This window comes from Mycobacterium sp. 5-140-3-2 (assembly GCF_035666375.1).
Taxonomy (GTDB): Bacteria; Actinomycetota; Actinomycetes; order Mycobacteriales; family Mycobacteriaceae; genus Mycobacterium; species Mycobacterium intracellulare.
The window spans coordinates 5345590-5363240 of sequence record NZ_CP142025.1; the positions used below are offsets into that span (position 1 = coordinate 5345590).

20 protein-coding genes are annotated in these 17651 nt (G+C 68.9%); 9 read left to right on the forward strand and 11 right to left on the reverse strand.

What is annotated here, in order from left to right; translation table 11 throughout:
• Positions 1-13: 13 nt before the first annotated feature.
• Positions 14-721, forward strand: a complete 708-nt coding sequence (locus P6281_RS25075) for a DUF427 domain-containing protein (RefSeq protein ID WP_036454157.1) — start codon at positions 14-16, stop codon at positions 719-721.
• A 55-nt stretch (positions 722-776) separates the two neighbouring features.
• Here the strand turns inward: P6281_RS25075 and P6281_RS25080 are convergent, their stop codons facing one another.
• Genes P6281_RS25080 through P6281_RS25090 form a run of 3 tightly spaced genes read right to left on the reverse strand, consistent with a single transcriptional unit; the run spans position 777 to position 3779 of the window.
• Positions 777-1952 carry an acyl-CoA dehydrogenase family protein gene (locus P6281_RS25080; protein WP_020823836.1) on the reverse strand — a complete coding sequence of 392 codons (1176 nt, stop codon included), beginning with the start codon at positions 1950-1952 and terminating at the stop codon, positions 777-779.
• Positions 1953-2873, reverse strand: coding sequence for an LLM class F420-dependent oxidoreductase (locus P6281_RS25085; protein WP_014712534.1), 921 nt, complete (start codon positions 2871-2873; stop codon positions 1953-1955). It lies immediately after the preceding gene.
• Between the two features lie 15 nt (positions 2874-2888).
• Positions 2889-3779, reverse strand: coding sequence for an acyl-CoA thioesterase (locus tag P6281_RS25090; protein WP_020823837.1), 891 nt, complete (start codon positions 3777-3779; stop codon positions 2889-2891).
• A 132-nt stretch (positions 3780-3911) separates the two neighbouring features.
• Between P6281_RS25090 and P6281_RS25095 the strand changes: the two genes are divergently transcribed.
• The 4 genes from P6281_RS25095 (at position 3912) to P6281_RS25110 (ending at position 6683) form a co-directional block, all read left to right on the forward strand.
• A complete protein-coding gene (locus tag P6281_RS25095; RefSeq protein WP_008262011.1) occupies positions 3912-4388 on the forward strand; it encodes a polyketide cyclase in 477 nt (158 codons plus the stop codon).
• Between the two features lie 72 nt (positions 4389-4460).
• Positions 4461-5279, forward strand: coding sequence for an SMP-30/gluconolactonase/LRE family protein (locus P6281_RS25100; protein ID WP_008262013.1), 819 nt, complete (start codon positions 4461-4463; stop codon positions 5277-5279).
• 18 nt (positions 5280-5297) lie between these two features.
• Positions 5298-6119, forward strand: coding sequence for a thioesterase family protein (locus tag P6281_RS25105; protein ID WP_008262015.1), 822 nt, complete (start codon positions 5298-5300; stop codon positions 6117-6119).
• Positions 6120-6134: 15 nt separating this feature from the next.
• Complete coding sequence (locus tag P6281_RS25110; RefSeq protein ID WP_036459890.1) at positions 6135-6683, forward strand: TetR/AcrR family transcriptional regulator; 549 nt, start codon at positions 6135-6137, stop codon at positions 6681-6683.
• A gap of 72 nt (positions 6684-6755) precedes the next feature.
• On the opposite strand, the gene P6281_RS25115 is transcribed toward P6281_RS25110, so the two are convergent.
• Genes P6281_RS25115 through P6281_RS25125 form a run of 3 tightly spaced genes read right to left on the reverse strand, consistent with a single transcriptional unit; the run spans position 6756 to position 9978 of the window.
• Positions 6756-8096 (reverse strand): FAD-binding oxidoreductase, encoded by a 1341-nt coding sequence (locus tag P6281_RS25115; protein ID WP_014386053.1) that lies wholly within the window; start codon positions 8094-8096, stop codon positions 6756-6758.
• Positions 8097-8117: 21 nt separating this feature from the next.
• On the reverse strand, positions 8118-8861 hold the full coding sequence (locus tag P6281_RS25120) for a glucose 1-dehydrogenase (RefSeq protein WP_009956630.1): 744 nt from the start codon (positions 8859-8861) through the stop codon (positions 8118-8120).
• Positions 8862-8877: 16 nt separating this feature from the next.
• Entirely contained in the window at positions 8878-9978 is a 1101-nt protein-coding gene (locus P6281_RS25125; protein WP_324738550.1) for an NAD(P)H-dependent amine dehydrogenase family protein, read from the reverse strand.
• A gap of 109 nt (positions 9979-10087) precedes the next feature.
• Here P6281_RS25125 and P6281_RS25130 point away from each other — a divergent pair, with 109 nt between their 5' ends.
• Positions 10088-10978: an alpha/beta hydrolase gene (locus tag P6281_RS25130; RefSeq protein WP_014386055.1), complete on the forward strand. Its 891-nt coding sequence runs from the start codon at positions 10088-10090 to the stop codon at positions 10976-10978.
• On the opposite strand, the gene P6281_RS25135 is transcribed toward P6281_RS25130, so the two are convergent.
• Positions 10975-11610, reverse strand: coding sequence for a TetR/AcrR family transcriptional regulator (locus P6281_RS25135; RefSeq protein ID WP_008262031.1), 636 nt, complete (start codon positions 11608-11610; stop codon positions 10975-10977). The two genes, P6281_RS25130 and P6281_RS25135, sit on opposite strands and share 4 nt — an antisense overlap.
• Before the next feature lie 157 nt (positions 11611-11767).
• On the opposite strand from P6281_RS25135, the gene P6281_RS25140 reads away from it, so the two are divergent.
• Complete coding sequence (locus P6281_RS25140) at positions 11768-11893, forward strand: hypothetical protein (RefSeq protein WP_003874194.1); 126 nt, start codon at positions 11768-11770, stop codon at positions 11891-11893.
• A 24-nt stretch (positions 11894-11917) separates the two neighbouring features.
• Here P6281_RS25140 and P6281_RS25145 read toward each other — a convergent pair whose 3' ends face one another.
• The 4 genes from P6281_RS25145 to P6281_RS25160 all read right to left on the reverse strand — a co-directional run bounded on the left by P6281_RS25145 (position 11918) and on the right by P6281_RS25160 (position 15466).
• Positions 11918-13342 (reverse strand): NAD(P)(+) transhydrogenase (Re/Si-specific) subunit beta, encoded by a 1425-nt coding sequence (locus tag P6281_RS25145; protein WP_009956633.1) that lies wholly within the window; start codon positions 13340-13342, stop codon positions 11918-11920.
• A complete protein-coding gene (locus tag P6281_RS25150) occupies positions 13339-13668 on the reverse strand; it encodes an NAD(P) transhydrogenase subunit alpha (protein WP_008262035.1) in 330 nt (109 codons plus the stop codon). The genes P6281_RS25145 and P6281_RS25150 overlap by 4 nt, the downstream gene beginning before the upstream one ends.
• 9 nt (positions 13669-13677) lie before the next feature.
• On the reverse strand, positions 13678-14760 hold the full coding sequence (locus P6281_RS25155) for a Re/Si-specific NAD(P)(+) transhydrogenase subunit alpha (RefSeq protein WP_026071122.1): 1083 nt from the start codon (positions 14758-14760) through the stop codon (positions 13678-13680).
• A gap of 244 nt (positions 14761-15004) precedes the next feature.
• Positions 15005-15466, reverse strand: coding sequence for a nuclear transport factor 2 family protein (locus P6281_RS25160; RefSeq protein WP_014386056.1), 462 nt, complete (start codon positions 15464-15466; stop codon positions 15005-15007).
• Between the two features lie 120 nt (positions 15467-15586).
• Here P6281_RS25160 and P6281_RS25165 point away from each other — a divergent pair, with 120 nt between their 5' ends.
• Both P6281_RS25165 and P6281_RS25170 read left to right on the forward strand, forming a co-directional pair.
• The gene (locus P6281_RS25165; protein WP_009956638.1) at positions 15587-16807 is read left to right on the forward strand and encodes an acyl-CoA dehydrogenase family protein; all 1221 of its coding nucleotides are present in this window, start codon (positions 15587-15589) and stop codon (positions 16805-16807) included.
• Positions 16800-17630: a tyrosine-protein phosphatase gene (locus P6281_RS25170; RefSeq protein WP_009956639.1), complete on the forward strand. Its 831-nt coding sequence runs from the start codon at positions 16800-16802 to the stop codon at positions 17628-17630. Before P6281_RS25165 ends, P6281_RS25170 begins: the two co-directional genes overlap by 8 nt.
• The last annotated feature ends 21 nt before the right edge of the window (positions 17631-17651 follow it).

Sequence of the window (17651 nt, forward strand, 5' to 3'; positions counted from 1 at the left end):
CCGGGAGGAACGCATGACTCTGGTGGCCGGGCGGGGACCGCTCAGCAGCGATCCGGCGGGGCGCTTCTCGCCCGCGATACCCGACGGGCCAGAAGGGATTGTGTACGTCGAGCCGCATCCCCGGCGCGTGCAGGCGGTCAAGGACGGGCGGCTGGTGATCGACACCGAGCGGGCGCTGATGGTGCACCGGCGGGGCCGTCCGCTGAGCTACGTCTTCGCGCCCGACGACGTCGGCGACCTGCCGACTGAGCCCGAGCCGGAGGCCCCGGGTTTCATTCATGTTCCCTGGGACGCGGTCGACACGTGGTTCGAGGAGGGGCGCAAACTCGTGCACTACCCGCCCAATCCCTATCACCGCGTCGACTGCCGTCCGACGCAGCGCCGCCTGCGCGTCCGCGTCGGCGGCACCACGCTGGTCGACACCGACGACACGACGATCCTCTTCGAGACGGCGCTCGAGCCGAGGTTGTATGTCGACCCGGCGCACGTGCGCACCGATCTGCTGGTGCGCTCCGAGACGTCGAGTTACTGCAACTACAAGGGCTTTGCGACGTATTGGTCGTTGGTCTCGGGTGAGCGCGTCGTCGAGGACGTCGCCTGGTGTTATCCCGATCCGCCGCCGGAAAGCCTGCCGATCAAGGGATTTCTCAGCTTCGACGACACCCGCGCCGACGTGCTCGCCGAGCTGCCCGGTGGCCCCCGCGATCCCGCGAGAGTGTAACTGGCAACGCATCTCCCGGGTGCCACCGCCGGTGGTGACACTCTCGCGGCAAAGGTCAGCGGCCGTAGCTGGGACGCCCGAGCCCCAGCTCGTGCTGGGCGATCATGTTGCGGAACACCTCCATGGTGCCGCCGTAGATTCCGGCGGGCACGCCGTGGCGGAAGATGAACTCGATGGCGCCGTCGTCCGCGGAACCCGTTGTGTCGGTGGGCAATGCCGAGGCCGTCCCCAGCAGGTCCATCAATTCCTGGGAGACCTCCCGCATGGTCTGGATGAGGCCCACGCGCCCGTACATCCCGGGAGTCGACATGGCCGCCTCGATCCGGGCCACGGCGCGCCCGAGGCGGTATTTCGTCGCCTCGTCGTCGATCGGGCGGCGCCCGTCGGCATTGGGCGTGGCCAGGATGGCCGCGACCCCGTCGGCCGCCTCGGCCATCAGCTGGCCGTGCTCGGAGAGCATCGAGATGTTCTGCAGGCCATGGTCTTGGACCTCGGTGATGCCGTGTTCGGCGTCGAGGGCGAACCGCATCACCGTCCACCCGCCGTTGACCTCGCCGATCCGGTAGAGGTCATCGACCCGCACGTCGCTGTAGTACACGATGTTGGTGCGGTCACCATCCAGCGTGCGGATGCCCTGGATCTCGATGCCCGGCGAATCCAGCGGCACCAGAAACATGGTCAGGTTCTTGTGTCTCGGTCCTTGCGGATCGGTGTTGGTGAGCAGGAAGACGTACTTGGCGTTCTGCGCGTTCGAGGTGAACATCTTGGACCCGTTGATGACCCACGCGTCGCCGTCGCGCACGGCTCGCGTCTTGCAGGTGGCGACGTCGGAGCCACCCTCGGGTTCGGTGTAGCCCAGGCAGAGCCGGATCTCGCCGGACAGCACGCCCGGCAGCACCGCGTCGACGAGTTCGGCCGCCCCGAACTGCTGCACCAACCGCGCGACGACCGCCGTGGTGCCCCAGTGGAACCACGGGGCGTGGGCACGACCGATCTCGAGGTGAAAGATCCGGCGGCGCACCGGATTGAAGCCGCCCTCGGACTCCAGCTTCCAGTCCGATTCCAGATAACCGGCTTCGCCCAACGCCAAATGCACCGGTTCACTGAAGTTTTCACCGGTCTCCCGGTCACGCCGCCGCACCTCATCGGTGACATGCTCGGCGATGAACTCCCGGAACTGATCGTAGAAATCCTGGTCCTCGGGTGAGAGCGCGACGCGGGAGAAGTCCATTCAGGCCGCGTCGATCACGAGGGTGCGGAAACGGTCGAGGGTTTCGAGCGCATGCGTCATGCTGTCGCCGGGCAGGTGGACACTGACCCACGTCACCCCCAGCTTCGCCAACCTGTCCAGGCCGTCGAGGTACGCGTCGGCGTTGAACGCGTCATCGGCGGGGCCGCCGCCCTCGAAGTTGGTGAAGGTGATGTCGATCGCCGACCAATCCCGGCCCGCCGCATCGCATCTGCGTCGCAGGTCCTCGATGCCCTCGGCGAGCTTTTGCACCGAGTCGATGGTGGCCGTGCCCGCGGTCTGCGCCAACTGGGGCGGGGCGGGAAACGGGCACCAGCCGTCGCCGTACTGCGCCACCCGCTGGCGCGACGCGGTGGTGTTGCCGCCGATCCAGATCGGCGGGTGCGGGCTGCTCAGCGGCCGGGGATGCGCGGTGATGCCGCGCGCGCTGAAGTGCTTGCCCTCAAAGGAGATGTCGTCTTCGGTCCAGACGGCCCGGATCACCTGCAGCGCTTCCTCGAACAGCTCGGCGCGCTCGTCGTAGCTGACGCCCAGCGCCGCGAACTCGCGCTTGAGGTAGCCCACGCCCACCGCGAGGGTGAAGCGGCCGCCGGATAGCAGATCCAGGGTGGCGCCGGACTTGGCCACCACGAACGGGTTTCGGTACGGCAGCACGACGATGTTGGGAATCAGCCGCAGGGTGGAGGTGGTGGCGGCGGCGAAACCCAGTGCGACGAAAGGGTCTAACGCGTCATGCCCGCCCGCGTCCAGCCACCGCTGCGACGGCGCGGGGTGATCGGTGAAGCCGAAACCGTGGATCCCGGCCGCTTCGGTGGCCGCGGCCACCTTGCCGATGCCGTCCCCACTGACCAATTCCGGGTTGTAGGGATGGCTGTGCATCGGGTGGGTGATGGTGAAGCGCATCTGATTTTCCAGCCGTCAGAAGCGCGCGCGGGAATCGATCGCGGTGTCGCTGGTCCGCAGCGGGCGGATCAGCGCCTCCTGGGAGAACGACGCCAGCAGGTCCCCCTCCTCGGCGTGCACGGTGCCGCGCACGTACGACATGCCCGCGCCCACCTGGGTGCTCTCGTGGGTGTAGAGGAGCCAGCCGCTCCAGCGCGCCGGCTCGTGGAAGGCGACCGAGATGCTCATCGGCGCGGTGGACACGGTCAGGTGCGCCTGGGCGGTGCCGATGCCCTCGTGCGCGCGCATGGTGGTGGAGATCCCCAGGTGACCGGTGAAGTACGCCAGCAGCGCCTTGGCCAGGTCGTCGCGGGTCGGGATGGGGTCGTAGTGCAGCCACGCGTAGAGCTCCGGCGGGCCGACCTCGTCGGGGCTGTTGACGTCGACGACGTCCACCAGGCGCAGCTCGCGGCCGACCATCGGCATCGGTGAGGGGTTGGCGTCGGCCGGCGCGGCCACCTCGGGGCGCGGCAGGTGGTGACGGATGACGTCGGCGGTCGGGACGTCGGCCAGCACGGTGATGCTCAGGCACCGGCGGCCGTTCTGGTGCACGGCCACGACGGCGGTGGCGGTGGACCGGCCCTCGGCCACGACGTCGAGGATCAGCTCGATCGGCGGGCCGACGGTCACGGCGCGGGAGAACACCGCGTGCGCCGAGCGCACCGACTTGTCCGGGAATCGTTTGCCCACCGCGACAATCGCCTGTGCGAGCACCTGGGTGCCCTCCACCACCTGGCGTTCGTCGCCGCCGGCGATGCCGGTCTCGCCGGTGAACCGGTCCTGCCCATCGGCCTGCACGTCAAACAGACCCAGCAGGCCTTGCACCGTCCACTCGGTCTGCTGAGACTCCTCGGAAGCTTTCGTCAAATCCGCTCCACCTCTCGCGCTAGCAGCTCAGGGCTCAGCGTGACACTTTGAGTAGGATTTGTAAAGCTTGGCTAACAAGACCGCGGCCCGGCGGACCAGCCCGCCGACGAAAAGCGCAGGGAGGCAACGCCATTGGGTATCGTGACCACCACTTCGGAGACCGCGTTCACGCAGTCCGCCGAGACCGTCTACGACTTCGTCACCAACCCGTTGAACTGGACCAAGACCTACCCCGGCAGCGCGCACATCGGCGGGTTGCCCGACCTACCCCTGAAAGTGGGTGACACCTGGGAGGAAGCGGGGCCCGACGGCGACCGGATCTTCCGCTGGCAGCTGGCCGCCGCCGTGCGGCCGACGCTGTTCGTGTTCACCTCGATCGGCCGCCTGGGCCATGACCGCGACGGGAACGGCGGCATGGAGGGCAGGATCACCGTGTCGTACCACTTCACCCGGCCGGGCCAGGACGTCACGCTGTTCTCCCGGACCATGACGATCGAGGCGTACAAGCACGCGCCCCTGCCGGATCAGCTCTTCATCCAGGCCAACCCGGCGAAGATCGACGCCTACCACGAGGCCGTCGCACGAGAACTCGCCCGGTCGGCAGATTGACACCGGTACCCGCGGTGCGTGACACTTTTTCGGTGTTTTGTAAAGCGGAAGGTTGGCCAAAGGCATGAGCGGATGATCCCCGAGCCGCTGGCCAACGGGTTCTGCTTCGGCGAGGGGCCGCGCTGGTTCGAGGGCCTGCTGTGGTTCTCCGACATGCTAGGCGAGGCGGTCCACACCTCGACCATGGGGGGCTCGCTGACCACGCTGCCGTTGCCCGGGCACTCGCCGTCGGGCTTGGGTTTCCGTCCCGACGGCTCGCTGCTGATCGCGTCGACCGAGGACCGGCGGGTGCTGCGCTACGACGGCGAAAGCGTCGCCACCATCGCCGATCTCGCCGACGTGGCGCCGGCCAACCTCGGTGACATGGTCATCGACGACGTGGGCCGCGCCTACATCGGATGCCAGGCGCTGCGCGGCGGCGTCATCGTCCGCCTCGACCCCGACGACAGCGCGACCGTCGTCGCCGAGGATCTCGACTTCCCCAACGGGATGGTGATCACGCCGGACCGCACGACGCTGATCGTCGCCGAGTCGACGGGCCGGCGGCTGACCGCGTTTTCGATCGGCGATGACGGTGGGCTGACCGATCGCCGGATCTTCGCCGACGGCCTGGACGGGCCGCCCGACGGCATCGCGCTCGACGCCGAGGGCGGGGTGTGGACGTCGATGACCCTGGCCCACCAGTTCGAGCGGATCGTGGCGGGCGGGGACGTGACCGACCGGATCGACATGGGCGATCGGGTCGCCATCGCCTGCGCGCTCGGCGGCCCGCAGCGCCGCACCCTGTTTCTGTTGTCGAGCACGGACGCCTATCCTCAGCGCCTGGCCGGCACCCGGCTTTCCCGGCTGGACGCCGTCACGGTGACCACTCCCGGCGCCGGCCTGCCCTGACCCCCGAAGAGGTTGACGATGACCGACGCCTACTACGAGCTGATCGACCCGGCCGACGCGCCGGGCGAGAAGTTCCGGGCGACCGACCTGGCGCGCGGCACCTGGTCGGCGGCGATCCAGCACGGCGGTCCGGTGTCGGGGCTGCTGGTCCGGGCGCTGGAGCGGTGCGAACTGCGCGACGACACCCGCCTGTCCCGGGTCGTGATCGACCTGCTGGGCGGGGTGCCGGCCGAGGGCGACCTGTGGGTCCGCTCGCAGGTGCAACGGCCCGGCAAGCAGATCGAACTCGTCAGCGCCGAGATGCTGGCGCCGGGTCCCGACGGCGCTCCCCGGCCGGTGGCGCGCGCCACCGGTTGGCGGTTGCAGCACCAGGACACCGAGGAGCTCGCGCACGCCGCGGCTCCCCTGCCCCGGCCGAGGGCCGAGGCCTACGACCGCAACCTCAAGGCCAAGGACTGGGACCGCAACTACGTGCACAGCCTCGAGTGGCTGTGGCTGACCGAGCCGTTGAGCGAAGGCCCGGGCGAATCGTGGATCAACCCGACCGTCGACCTGGTCAACGGCGAGTCCATGACCCAACTGGAGCGGCTGTTCGCGGTCGCCGACTGCGCCAACGGCATCGGCAGCAAGCTGGACATCACCAAATGGACCTTCCTCAACACCGATCTGGCCGTGCACGTGTTTCGTGTCCCCGACGGTGATTGGATCGGGATCAGGGCGGAAACCAGTTACGGGCCGGACGGGATCGGGACGACGATCGGCACATTGTTCGACGAACAGGGCGCGGTCGGCGCCATCCAGCAGTCGGTGCTGGTGCGCCGGCGCCCGCCTCGGGCCTAACGTGGAGGCGAAAACATGAGCCACCCGATCCGGTCGACGACGATCGCCGACACCGACACCTCGACCCGTCAGCGCATTCTGGCGGCCACCGCCGAGGTGCTCGGCCGCAACGGCAAGACCAAGCTGAGCCTGTCCGACGTGGCCACCCAGGCGGGCGTCTCCCGCCCGACGCTGTACCGCTGGTTCGCGTCCAAAGAGGAGTTGCTGTCGGCGTTTTCGGCCTACGAGCGACAGATCTTCGAAAGCGGCCTCGTTAAGGCCACCGCGGGCCTCAAGGGCGTGGACAAGCTCGACGCCGTGCTGCGGTTCATCGTCGATTACCAGCATTCGTACTCCGGCGTGCGCATGGTCGACGTCGAGCCCGAGCACACCATCGCCCAGTTCTCGTGGGTGATCCCGCAGATGCGCGAGGGCTTGCAGCGGCACCTGCCCGGGCCCAACTCCGCGGTGAAGGCGGCGACGGTGATCCGGATCGCGATCTCGCACTACATCGTGCGCAGCGACGACGCCGACCAGTTCCTGGCGCAGCTGCGCCACGCGGTCGGGATCAAGGGCTCGTCCTAGCCCCGCGAAACTGTAACTGGCAGCGCGTTTCCCGAGTAGCAGCGTCGGTAACGAGGGGCTCGCGAAGGCGCGCTACTCGAACAGCACCGCGGCGTTGAGATAGCCGGTCGGGTCCAGCGCCGCCTTGAGCGTGCGCATCGCGGCGATGTCCGCGGGCTCGCGTGACATCGCGAGGTAGGGCCGCTTGCGGCTGCCGACGCCGTGCTCGGAGCTGACGTTGCCGCCACAGCGGGCGATGAGGTCCATCATCGGCTCGTAGAGGTGCCGCTCTTGCTCGCCCGGGCAACGCAATACGTTCAGGTGCAGGTTGCCCTCGCCGATATGCCCGAACAGCACCGGCACCGCCCCGGGGGCGTGCGTGCTGACCAATTCGACGGCGTGCCTTTCGAATTCGCTGATCGCCGACAACGGCAGCGACACGTCGAACTTCAGCGGCGGGCCGTACACGCCGAGCACCTCGGCGAGTGATTCGCGCACCTGCCACAACCGTTGCTGCGCGGCAAGATCCACGCCCACCGCCGGTTCACCGCACATCGGCACGTTCTCGAGCAGCCCGGCGAGGCGCTCGGTCTGGTCGTGATCGGCGGCCAGCTCCACCAGCAGCAGCCAGTCCCCGGTGACCGGGGCCCCCACGCCGCGATGCTCGCGGGTCAGCGCGGCGGCCCGGCCGTCGATCAATTCCAGGGCCGCGATGCCGTCCACGTCGCGGAAGATCCGGCCGGCGGAAACCAGCGCGTCGAGGTCGGCGAATCCGCAGATGGCCGTCACCCGGTGCGGGGGGATGGCGTGCAGCCGCAGATCCAGCCCGGTGATGACGCCCAGCGTGCCCTCGGCGCCCACGAACAGCGCCGGAAGGTCATAGCCGGTGTTGTCCCGGCGCACCCGGCTATGGCGGCGCAGCAGCGAGCCGTCGGGCAGCGCGACCTGGACGCCGATCACCTGCTCACCCATGTTGCCGTACCGGACGGTGCGCAGGCCGCCGGCGTTGGTCGACGCCATGCCGCCGACGGTCGCCGTGTCGCGGGCGGACAGGTCCACGCCGAACACGAGATTGGCCGCGGCCGCGGCCCGTTGCACCGCGGCCAGGGTGGCTCCGGCGCCGACCTCGATGCGGCTCTCGACGGTGTCGACGTCCCCGATGGCGTGCAGCCGCTCGGTGGACAGCAACACGTCGTCGTGTGCGGGGACGGTGCCGGCCACCAGTGAGGTCCGGCCGCCCTGCACCGTCACGTGCGCGCCCGCGTCGCGGCACACCCGCAGCACCTCGGCGACCTGCTCGGGCGAGCCGGGCCGCACCAGCGCGCTCGCCCGCCCGCGGTAGCGGCCGGTGTGGTCGACGCTGCGCGCCGCCAGCACGTCGGGGTCGGTGACGACGTGATTCGATCCGACCAGGCCGGCCAGCCTACGCAGCATGATTGCGGTTATAGCACCGCACTAGAACAAGTCCTTGTGGTTCACGTCGGTGATCAGGCCGCCGTCCATGACGAACTCGCTGCCGGTGGCATACGACGATTCGTCGCTGGCCAAAAACAGCACGAACGTTGCGACCTCCCGCACTTGCCCGGGCCGGCCCAGCGGGACGGTCACCATGTCCTCGGGCAGGTGCTTGGTCATCGGGGTGCGAATGAAGCCGGGGTGTATGGAGTTGACCCGGATGTTGTGCTTTGCCAGCTCCAGGGCGGCCGACTTGGCCAGGCCCCGCACTCCCCACTTGGATGCGACATACGGGTGCACCATGGGCGCACCGCGCAGGCCCTCGATCGACGACACGTTGATGATCGAGCCACCGCCGGCCGCGATCATCGGGTCGACGGCCACCCGCATGCCCAGGAATGTTCCGGTCAGATTGACGTCAATGACCTTCTGCCACTTGGCCAGATCGAAGCTCCTGAGCGGGCCGAGCGCGACGGTGCCGGCGTTGTTGACCAAAACGTCGAGCTTGCCGAATTCGCCGACCGCGGTCGCGACCGCGGCTTCCCACTGGTCGGGCTGGGTGACGTCGAGGTGTACATAGCGCGCGGATTCCCCGATCTCGTCCGCCAGCGCCTTGCCCTGGTCGTCGAGGATGTCGCCGATGACAACCTTGGCGCCCTCCTCGACGAGCAGGCGCGCGTCTTCGGCGCCCATCCCACCGGCGGCGCCACTGATCAGTGCAACTTTTCCGTCAACGCGACCCACCTGGGTCTCCTTTCGATTAACTGGTCACCAAAGTGCTTGGTGCGTAAAGGCCTTTTCCGGTGACCAGCGGCAGGCCGAGCGTGGTCCGGATGCCGGGGGGCGCCGCGATCACCGCCGGGATGGCGTTGACGACGCGGCCCGCGGCGCCCGCGATCGCGGCGTGATTGTGGTCGCCCTTGCGGCTGCTGGGAATGATGTCGACCGCGTAGGAGGGCTCGCCGGTGATCTCGACGCGGTACGAGCCGTCGCCCGCGGCGGGCTGGGGCAGGTCCGGGCGCAGGTCGGGCCGCAGCCGGGTGACGTGCTCGATGACGATGGCGGGGTGGCCCTTGACCATGCCGCGGATCTCGAACTGCAGCACGGCCACGGTCCCCTTGGCGACGTGGCCGACCGCGATGTCGAAGTCCTCGGGCGCGGGCTCGCGCTGGTAGGACTCGGTGATCTCGTCGACCTCGATGCCCAGGCCGGCCGCCAGCTGACGGATCGCGGTGCCCCAGGCGATGCTGAGGATGCCCGGCTGCAGCAGCATCGGGATCTCGTCCATGGGCTTGGCGAATCCCATGTAGTCCATGACCTCGGTGCCGTTGTAGGACGCGTAGTCGTGAATCTCCATGCAGCGCACCTGCTCGATGCGCTGACACGTCCCGGCGAGCGCGAACGGGATCAGGTCGTTGGCGAACCCGGGGTCGACGCCGCTGATGAAGATGCTTGAATTGCCTTGCTTGGCAGCGTCTTCCACGCGGGCGATGTATTTGTCGGGCATCACGCCCCACGGGTACTGCAGCAGCCCCGGCGAGGATCCGACGACGTTGATGCCGGCGGCCAGGATGCGCATGACGTCGGCCATCGCCTCGGGCAGCCGGGTGTCGCCCATCGCGCAGTAGACGACGCACTCGGGCTTGGCGGCGATGATGGCGTCCAGGTCGTCGACGGCCGCGACGCCCGTCACCACGCCGGCGTCCAGGCCGACGCCGCACAGCTCGCCCGCGTCCTTACCCACCTTTTCCGGGGTGGAGACGCACACCCCGGTCAGCTCGAACTGCGGGTTGGTGATCAGTTCGGCGAGGGCCAGCCCACCGACGTTGCCGGTACCGACGTGCGCGACGCGGATCGCCATGACAGTCTCCGTCCGTTGAGCGCTCAAAACGTTTCTAGACACTAGTCCATTAATTTGGGCGCGCATACCTGCGGACGCCCGTGGACCGCGGGGGCAGAATCAACCGTTGATGACCACACGCGAAGACCTTCGGTTCCCGTCCGGCGACGACCTGATCAGCGCCTGGCTCTACCGCCCGCCGGGCGACGGCCCCGCGCCGCTGCTGGTGATGGCCCACGGCCTGGGCGCCGTGCGGAGCATGCGCCTGGACGCCTACGCCGAACGCTTCAGCGCGGCCGGCTACGCGTGCCTGGTGTTCGACTACCGCAACTTCGGCGACAGCGGGGGCCGGCCCCGTCAGGTCCTCGACGTCGGCATGCAGCTCGCCGACTGGGCCGCGGCCGTCGACTACGCGCGCACCCTGCCGGGTGTCGATCCCGACCGAATCGCGTTGTGGGGCACCTCTTTTGCCGGCGGTCACGTGATCGCGACGGCGGCGCGGCTGCCGGGCATCGCCGCGGCCGTCGCCCAGTGCCCCTTCACCGACGGCATCGCGTCCGCGCGCACCATCACCAACCCGCTGATCACCGCGCGCATCACCGCGCGGGCGGTGCGCGACGTGCTCGCGAGCAAGCGGGGCCGGCCACCGGTGATGGTCGCGACGGCGGGGCGGCCCGGCGAGGTCGCGTTGATGAACACGCCCGACGCGTACGAGGGCTACCTGCGGCTGGTGCCCGACGGCGCCGACGTACGCAACGAGGTCGCCGCCCGAATCGCGTTGCAGGTCTTCACCTATCGCCCGGGACGCCTGACACCGAAGATCGATTGCCCGATCCTGTTCTGCGTGTGCGAGGCCGACTCGGTGGCCCCCGCGGCGGCGACGCTGCGCCACGCGGCCAGAGCGCCCCGCGGCGAGGTCAAGCTGTATCCCGAGTGCCATTTCGCGATCTATGTCGACGACGCGTTCGAGCGGGCGGTCGCCGACCAGCTCGCGTTCCTCGACAAGCACCTGCGCGGTTAAGGACCCAGCGGAGACGTCGTGCGGATCGCCTCGTCGCGGATCAGTCCGCGCAGCAGCGCCGTGCTGAACTCCGCCGCGATCTCCTTGGCGGAGCGCCGCCCGCTGGGCCGCAGCCAGCGATAGCTGCCCAGCGTCATGCCGATGTAGCCCAGCGCCAGCACGTGCGAATCGCACTGGTAGAACTCGCCGCTGGCGATCCCGCGGTCGATCAGGCCGTGCACGTGGTGGTAGACCTGCGCTTCCTTCTCGCGGACCTCGGCGACCTGCTCGCTGGTGAACCACTCGGTGATGTAGGGCTGCTCCTGGAAGTACACCGCGGCGCGCTCGGGATCGCTGGCGATGCCGGTCAGCAGCCGGACGGTGTACTGGTAGAGCGCCTCGCGCGCGGTCCAGGACGGGTCGTCATGCACGGCGGCCAGCGTGCCCTCGGCGGCCTGGCGGTAGATGTCGAACAGAATCAGCGACTTGCTGGCGTAATAGTGATAGACGGTCGCCTTGTTCAGGCCGATCACGTCGGCCACGTCGTCCATCCGGGTGCCGTGATAGCCGCGCGCCGCGAACAGCTTGGTGGCGACGGCCAGCAGCTCTTCGCGCCGCGTTTGCCCATTGGGTGTGACGCTGTCGGTGGGCATCTGTTCTCACTATCGTCGGTACGGGCAGGCCAGGCCCGGTTCGGCCAAGAATAACTATCAATCAACTGGTTGGACAGTTTAAGCAAAAACGCCGGGTGTCACGTCGACGGGCATGCGACTAGACTCCTCCTCGAACGAGATTCGAGAGGTGGGACCGATGGATCCGAGCCCGGATTACGACGGAAGCGACGAGATCGAGTTCTTCATGCGGTACCTCACCTGGGGCTTGCGCGGTGTCACCGACGGCAACGGGTACCCGCCGCCGGCCTACCCGCCCGTTTAGCCCCGGCGCGGAGGACCGCAGTCTTTACAGCGCTTTGAGTTCCTCGGCGACCTCGGTCACCGACTTCTTCGCGTCGCCGAACAGCATGCTGGTGCCCTCGCCGTAGAACAGCGGGTTGTCGATTCCCGCGAACCCGGAGTTCATCGATCGCTTCAGCACGATCACCGACTTGGCCTTGTCCACGTTGAGGATCGGCATGCCGTAGATCGGGCTGGACGCGTCGTTGCGGGCCGCCGGGTTGGTGACGTCGTTGGCGCCGATGACGATCGCGACGTCGGTGCGCGCGAACTCGTCGTTGATGTCGTCCATGTCCTTCATGGCGTCGTAGTCGACCTCGGCCTCGGCCAGCAACACGTTCATGTGCCCGGGCATCCGGCCGGCGACCGGGTGGATGGCGTATTTGACCTCCACGCCCTTGTCCTCCAGCAGGGCCGCCATGTCCTTCACCGCGTGCTGCGCCTGCGCGACGGCCAGGCCGTAGCCCGGCACCACGATCACCTGGTTGGCGTAGGCCATCTGGATCGCGGCGTCCGCGGCCGAGGTGGCCTTGACGGTCTTGTCTCCCCCGCCGTCGCCACTGGGGGCCACCCCGCCGCCGCCGAAGCCGCCGGCGACGATCGCGGGGATCGAGCGGTTCATGGCCTTGGCCATCAGGTTGGTCAGGATCGAGCCGGACGCGCCGACGATCATGCCGGCCACGATCATCGCGGTGTTGTTCAGCGCCAGACCGGCGGCCGCGGCAGACAACCCCGTCATCGCGTTGAGCAGCGAGATGACGACCGGCATGTCGGCGCCGCCGATGGGCAGCACCACCATCAGGCCCAGCACGCCGGCCGCGGCCAGCAGCCCGATCATCCACCACAGGGACGCCCCGCCGGTGCCGGGATGGGCGTGCACCCCGACCACCACCGCCGCGGCCACCGCGGCGACCAGCAGCAGCAGGTTGACCGGCTGCTGGGCCCTGCCGAAACCGATCGGTGCGCCCGAGATGATCTCCTGCAGCTTGCCGAACGCGATGATCGATCCCCAGAACGAGATCGAGCCGATGACCGCGGCGAACAACGACGCCACCACGATGTGCACGGTCGGCGACTCACCGTGCTGGAACGCCGAAAAGCCTTGCGTCTCAATGAATTCCGACAGCGCGATCAGCGCGACGGTGCCGCCGCCGACGCCGTTGAAGAACGCCACCAGCTGCGGCATCGCCGTCATCTTGGTGTAGCGCGCCGGCGGGACACCGAGCACCACGCCCACCACCAGGCCGGCGATGATCAGCACCCATTGGTCGGTGTGGCGGATCTTGACCAGCGTCGCGGCCACCGCGATCGCCATGCCCACCGCGGCGATCAGGTTGCCCCGCACCGCGGTTTTGGGCCCGGTCAGGCCCATCAGGCCGTAGATGAACAGGGCGAACGAAATGATGTACAGGCCGATGACCAAGTAGTTCATTTGGCGGCCGGCTCCTCACTCGCGGCGGGCACCGGTTTCTTCTTGCCCTTGAACATGCCCAGCATCCGGTCGGTGACGATGAACCCGCCGATGACGTTCAGGGTGCCGAACACGACGGCCACGAACAGGATGATCTGCACCGCCAGCGAGGGGTGCTCGACCGAGCCGAACACCACAAGCGCGCCCAGCACCACGATGCCGTGGATGGCGTTGGTGCCCGACATCAGCGGCGTGTGCAGCGTGTTGGGCACCTTGGAGATGACCGCGAACCCGACGAACCCGGACAGCACCAGGATCGCCACGTTGGCCAACAGTTCGTCGTACATGTAGTCCTCTCAGTCCCGCGTCACACAGGAGTCCGCGATGACCTCGTCGTCGAAGTCCGGCGCCAGCTTGCCGTCGGTGAGCAGCAAGTCCAGCAAAGCGGTGATGTTCTTGCTGTAGAGCTCGGAGGCGTGCTCGGGCATCGTCGCCGGCAGGTTCAGCGGCGACGCGATGGTGACGTCGTGCTTGACGACCGTCTTGCCGGGTTCGGTGAGCTCGCAGTTGCCGCCGGTCTCGCCGGCCAGGTCCACCACCACGCTGCCGGGCTTCATCGCCTCCACGGCCGCGGCGGTCACCAACCGCGGCGCGGGCCGGCCCGGGACCAGCGCCGTGGTGATCACGACGTCGAAACCGCTGATGGCCTTCTCCAGCGCCTGCTGCTGCTGCGCGCGCTCCTCGTCGGTCAGCTCGCGGGCGTATCCGCCCTCACCGGCCGCGTCGATCCCGATGTCGAGCCACTGCGCGCCCACCGAGCGCACCTGATCGGCCACCTCGGGCCGCACGTCGTAACCGGTGGTGCGGGCACCGAGCCGCTTGGCCGTCGCCAGCGCCTGCAGCCCGGCCACCCCGACCCCGAGCACCAGCACCGTGGCCGGCTTCACCGTTCCGGCGGCCGTCGTCAGCATCGGGAAGAACCGGGTCGCCTCCGAGGCCGCCAGCAGCACCGCCTTGTAGCCGGCCACGTTGCCCTGCGACGACAAGGCGTCCATCGCCTGCGCCCGCGAGATCCGCGGGATGGCCTCCAGCGCGAACGCCTGCACGCCCGCCTGCTTCAAAGCTCCGATCGAGTTCTCGGCGTTGCGCGGCGCCAGGAAGCCGATCAGCGTCTGCCCGCTGTGCAGCTTGCCGACCTCGTCCGCGGTCGGCGGCGCGACCTTGACCACGACGTCGGCGGCCCACGCGTCCCCGATGGTGGCGCCGGCCTCGGTGTAGAGCGCGTCGGGCAGCAGCGCCCGTTCGCCCGCGCCGGACTCGACCACGACCGCCACGCCGCTGCCCACCAGCGACGCCACCGCCTTCGGCACCAGCGCGACCCGCCGCTCGTCGGCCCCGGACTCGGAGACCACTCCTACCGTCGTCTGCGCATCTGTCATGGCGCGTACATCTACTTTCCGTACTCTTACGTACTGTCCGTGCCGATGGGCGTGGCGCTGGCTCGGCCGCGCGCTTCGCTACCTTAACCAGGTTCCGCCATGGATGGGTGATCGGCTCTGGGCCACCCGGGGCGGGATACCCCGCCGACGGGCGATCGACTCCCGGTCGATGGTTCGCCGCCGCATGCCGATGCAGTAGCGGCCACACCGTTGTGAGGTCACAAGGCGTCGTTGTTGCGCGCCGCTACCAGAGCGGGATGTCGTGGGCGTGTTCGGACGACGGGCGGGGCCCGAAGATGCGTCGCTGCGATTCGTCGATCGGCACGTCGTTGATGCTGGCTTCGCGGCGGGCCATCAGCCCCGACTCGGCGAACTCCCACAGCTCGTTGCCGTAGCTGCGATACCACTGCCCCGACTGGTCGCGGCACTCGTATTGGAAGCGGACCGCGATGCGGTTGTCGTGGAAGTCCCAAAGAACCTTGCGCAGCGCGTAATCCAGTTCGCGCTGCCACTTGCGGGTCAGGAACGCCACGATCTCGTCGCGGCCCACGATGTGCTCGCCGCGGTTTCGCCACCGCGAATCGACCGTGTACGCCAGGCTGACGCGGTGCGGGTCGCGGGTGTTCCAGGCATCCTCGGCCGCCTGCACCTTCTGCAGCGCGGTCTCCCGCGTGAACGGCGGGAACGGGGGGCGGGATTCGGTCACGCCCCAATCCTGCCGCGAACAGACACCCGAGCACCTCCTCAACGGCGTGTCGCGGTGCTTCTGCGTCTGCTCGCGCCCCCTTGTCGCGCGTGACCTATCGTGACGGGCATGGACTTCGCGATGTCGGCCAAGGCCAGCGACTACCACAAGCGGCTGACCGATTTCATGACCGAGTATGTGTTCCCTGCCGAGGCCGACTACGACAAGTTCCGTCACGAAGCCGGCCCGCGCGACCACACGGTTCCGCCCGTCGTGGAGGAACTGAAGATCAAGGCCAAGCAGCAGGGCCTGTGGAACCTGTTCCTGCCGGCCGAATCGGGCCTGACCAACCTCGAATACGCGCCGCTGGCCGAGATCACCGGCTGGAGCCTGGAGATCGCCCCCGAGGCACTCAACTGCGCGGCACCCGACACCGGCAACATGGAGACGCTGCACCTGTTCGCCACCGAGGAACAGCGCAAGCAGTGGCTGGAGCCGTTGCTGGCCGGCGAGATCCGCAGCGCCTTCTCCATGACGGAGCCGGCCGTGGCCAGCAGCGACGCCCGCAACATCGAGACCTCGATCGTGCGCGACGGCGCCGACTACGTGATCAACGGCCGCAAGTGGTGGACGTCGGGCGCGGCCGACCCGCGCTGCAAGATCCTGATCGTCATGGGCCGCACCAACCCCGACGCCGCGAGCCACCAGCAGCAGTCGATGGTGTTGGTGCCGATGGACACGCCCGGCGTGACGGTGGTGCGCTCCACCCCGGTCTTCGGCTGGCAGGACCAGCACGGCCACTGCGAGATCGTCTACGACAACGTGCGCGTGCCGGCCACCAACCTGCTCGGCGAAGAGGGCGGCGGCTTCGCGATCGCCCAGGCCCGGCTCGGGCCGGGCCGCATCCACCACTGCATGCGCGCCCTCGGCGGGGCCGAGCGCGCCCTGGCCCTGATGTCCGACCGGGCCCAAAAGCGGGTGGCGTTCGGCCGCCCGCTGGCCGAGCAGGGCGTGGTTCGGGAGTCAATTGCCAAGTCCCGCAACGAGATCGACCAGGCACGGCTGCTGTGCGAGAAGGCGGCGTGGACCATCGACCAGCACGGCAACAAGGCCGCGCACCTGCTGGTCTCCCAGATCAAGGCGGTGGCCCCGCAGGTGGCCTGCGACGTCATCGACCGCGCCATCCAGGTGCACGGGGCTGCCGGCGTCAGCGACGACACGGTGCTGGCCCGCCTCTACGGCTGGCACCGCGCCATGCGGATCTTCGACGGCCCGGACGAGGTGCACATGCGAACCATCGCGCGCGCCGAGCTGGGCCGGGAGAAGTCGGCGCTCGCCGCGGCGGTCACCGCGCATGACTGAGGCGTTGCGAGAACTGTCGGGCGCGTGGAACTTTCGTGACGTCTCCGATGGCGCACCGGCGCTCAAACCCGGGCGGCTGTTCCGCTCCGGCGAACTGAGCGGGCTCGACGACGACGGCCGCGCGACGCTGAGCCGGCTGGGCATCACCGACGTCGCCGATCTGCGGGCGGCCCGCGAGGTCGCGCGGCGCGGGCCGGGGCTGGTTCCCGACGGCGTCGAGGTGCACCTGTTGCCCTTCCCCGATCTCGGCGAGCAGGACGCCGGGACCGACGACGCGGCGCCGCACGAACACGCCTTCCAGCGCCTGCTCACCGGCGAGGGCGTCGAGGAATCGGAGCAGTCGGTCAACGAGGCCGCCACCCGCTACATGATCGACGAATACCGCCAATTCCCAACGCGTAACGGGGCGCAGCGGGCGTTGCACCGCGTCATCTCGCTGCTGGCCGACGGGCATTCGGTGCTGACGCACTGCTTCGCCGGTAAGGACCGCACCGGCTTCGTGGTGGCGACCGTGCTGGAGGCGATCGGCATCGACCGCGACACCATCCTGGCCGACTTCCTGCGCAGCAACGACGCCGCGCCCGCCCTGCGGGCGCAGATCTCCGCGATGATCGCGCAGCGCCAGGACGCCGAGCTGACCCCGGAGGTGGTGACCTGGACCGAGGCGCGGCTGTCCGACGGCGTGCTCGGGGTCCGCGAGGTCTACCTGGCCGCCGCGCGCCAAACCATCGACGAGGAATTCGGGTCGCTGGACGCCTACTTGCGCGCCGCGAGCGTCAGCGAGTCAGACGTGGAGCGCCTGCGCGAGGCGCTGCTCGCCTGACCCGCCGACCACTCGGGAAGG

Coding starts and splice junctions, on each gene's coding strand:
- P6281_RS25105 (WP_008262015.1), top strand. CDS start 5,298: ATGACCGACGCCTACTACGAGCTGATCGACCCGGCCGACGCGCCGGGC.
- P6281_RS25115 (WP_014386053.1), bottom strand. CDS start 8,096: ATGCTGCGTAGGCTGGCCGGCCTGGTCGGATCGAATCACGTCGTCACC.
- P6281_RS25145 (WP_009956633.1), bottom strand. CDS start 13,342: ATGAACTACTTGGTCATCGGCCTGTACATCATTTCGTTCGCCCTGTTC.
- P6281_RS25075 (WP_036454157.1), top strand. CDS start 14: ATGACTCTGGTGGCCGGGCGGGGACCGCTCAGCAGCGATCCGGCGGGG.
- P6281_RS25125 (WP_324738550.1), bottom strand. CDS start 9,978: ATGGCGATCCGCGTCGCGCACGTCGGTACCGGCAACGTCGGTGGGCTG.
- P6281_RS25135 (WP_008262031.1), bottom strand. CDS start 11,610: ATGCCCACCGACAGCGTCACACCCAATGGGCAAACGCGGCGCGAAGAG.
- P6281_RS25100 (WP_008262013.1), top strand. CDS start 4,461: ATGATCCCCGAGCCGCTGGCCAACGGGTTCTGCTTCGGCGAGGGGCCG.
- P6281_RS25150 (WP_008262035.1), bottom strand. CDS start 13,668: ATGTACGACGAACTGTTGGCCAACGTGGCGATCCTGGTGCTGTCCGGG.
- P6281_RS25085 (WP_014712534.1), bottom strand. CDS start 2,873: ATGCGCTTCACCATCACCCACCCGATGCACAGCCATCCCTACAACCCG.
- P6281_RS25165 (WP_009956638.1), top strand. CDS start 15,587: ATGTCGGCCAAGGCCAGCGACTACCACAAGCGGCTGACCGATTTCATG.
- P6281_RS25110 (WP_036459890.1), top strand. CDS start 6,135: ATGAGCCACCCGATCCGGTCGACGACGATCGCCGACACCGACACCTCG.
- P6281_RS25130 (WP_014386055.1), top strand. CDS start 10,088: ATGACCACACGCGAAGACCTTCGGTTCCCGTCCGGCGACGACCTGATC.
- P6281_RS25170 (WP_009956639.1), top strand. CDS start 16,800: ATGACTGAGGCGTTGCGAGAACTGTCGGGCGCGTGGAACTTTCGTGAC.
- P6281_RS25140 (WP_003874194.1), top strand. CDS start 11,768: ATGGATCCGAGCCCGGATTACGACGGAAGCGACGAGATCGAGTTCTTC.
- P6281_RS25155 (WP_026071122.1), bottom strand. CDS start 14,760: ATGACAGATGCGCAGACGACGGTAGGAGTGGTCTCCGAGTCCGGGGCC.
- P6281_RS25080 (WP_020823836.1), bottom strand. CDS start 1,952: ATGGACTTCTCCCGCGTCGCGCTCTCACCCGAGGACCAGGATTTCTAC.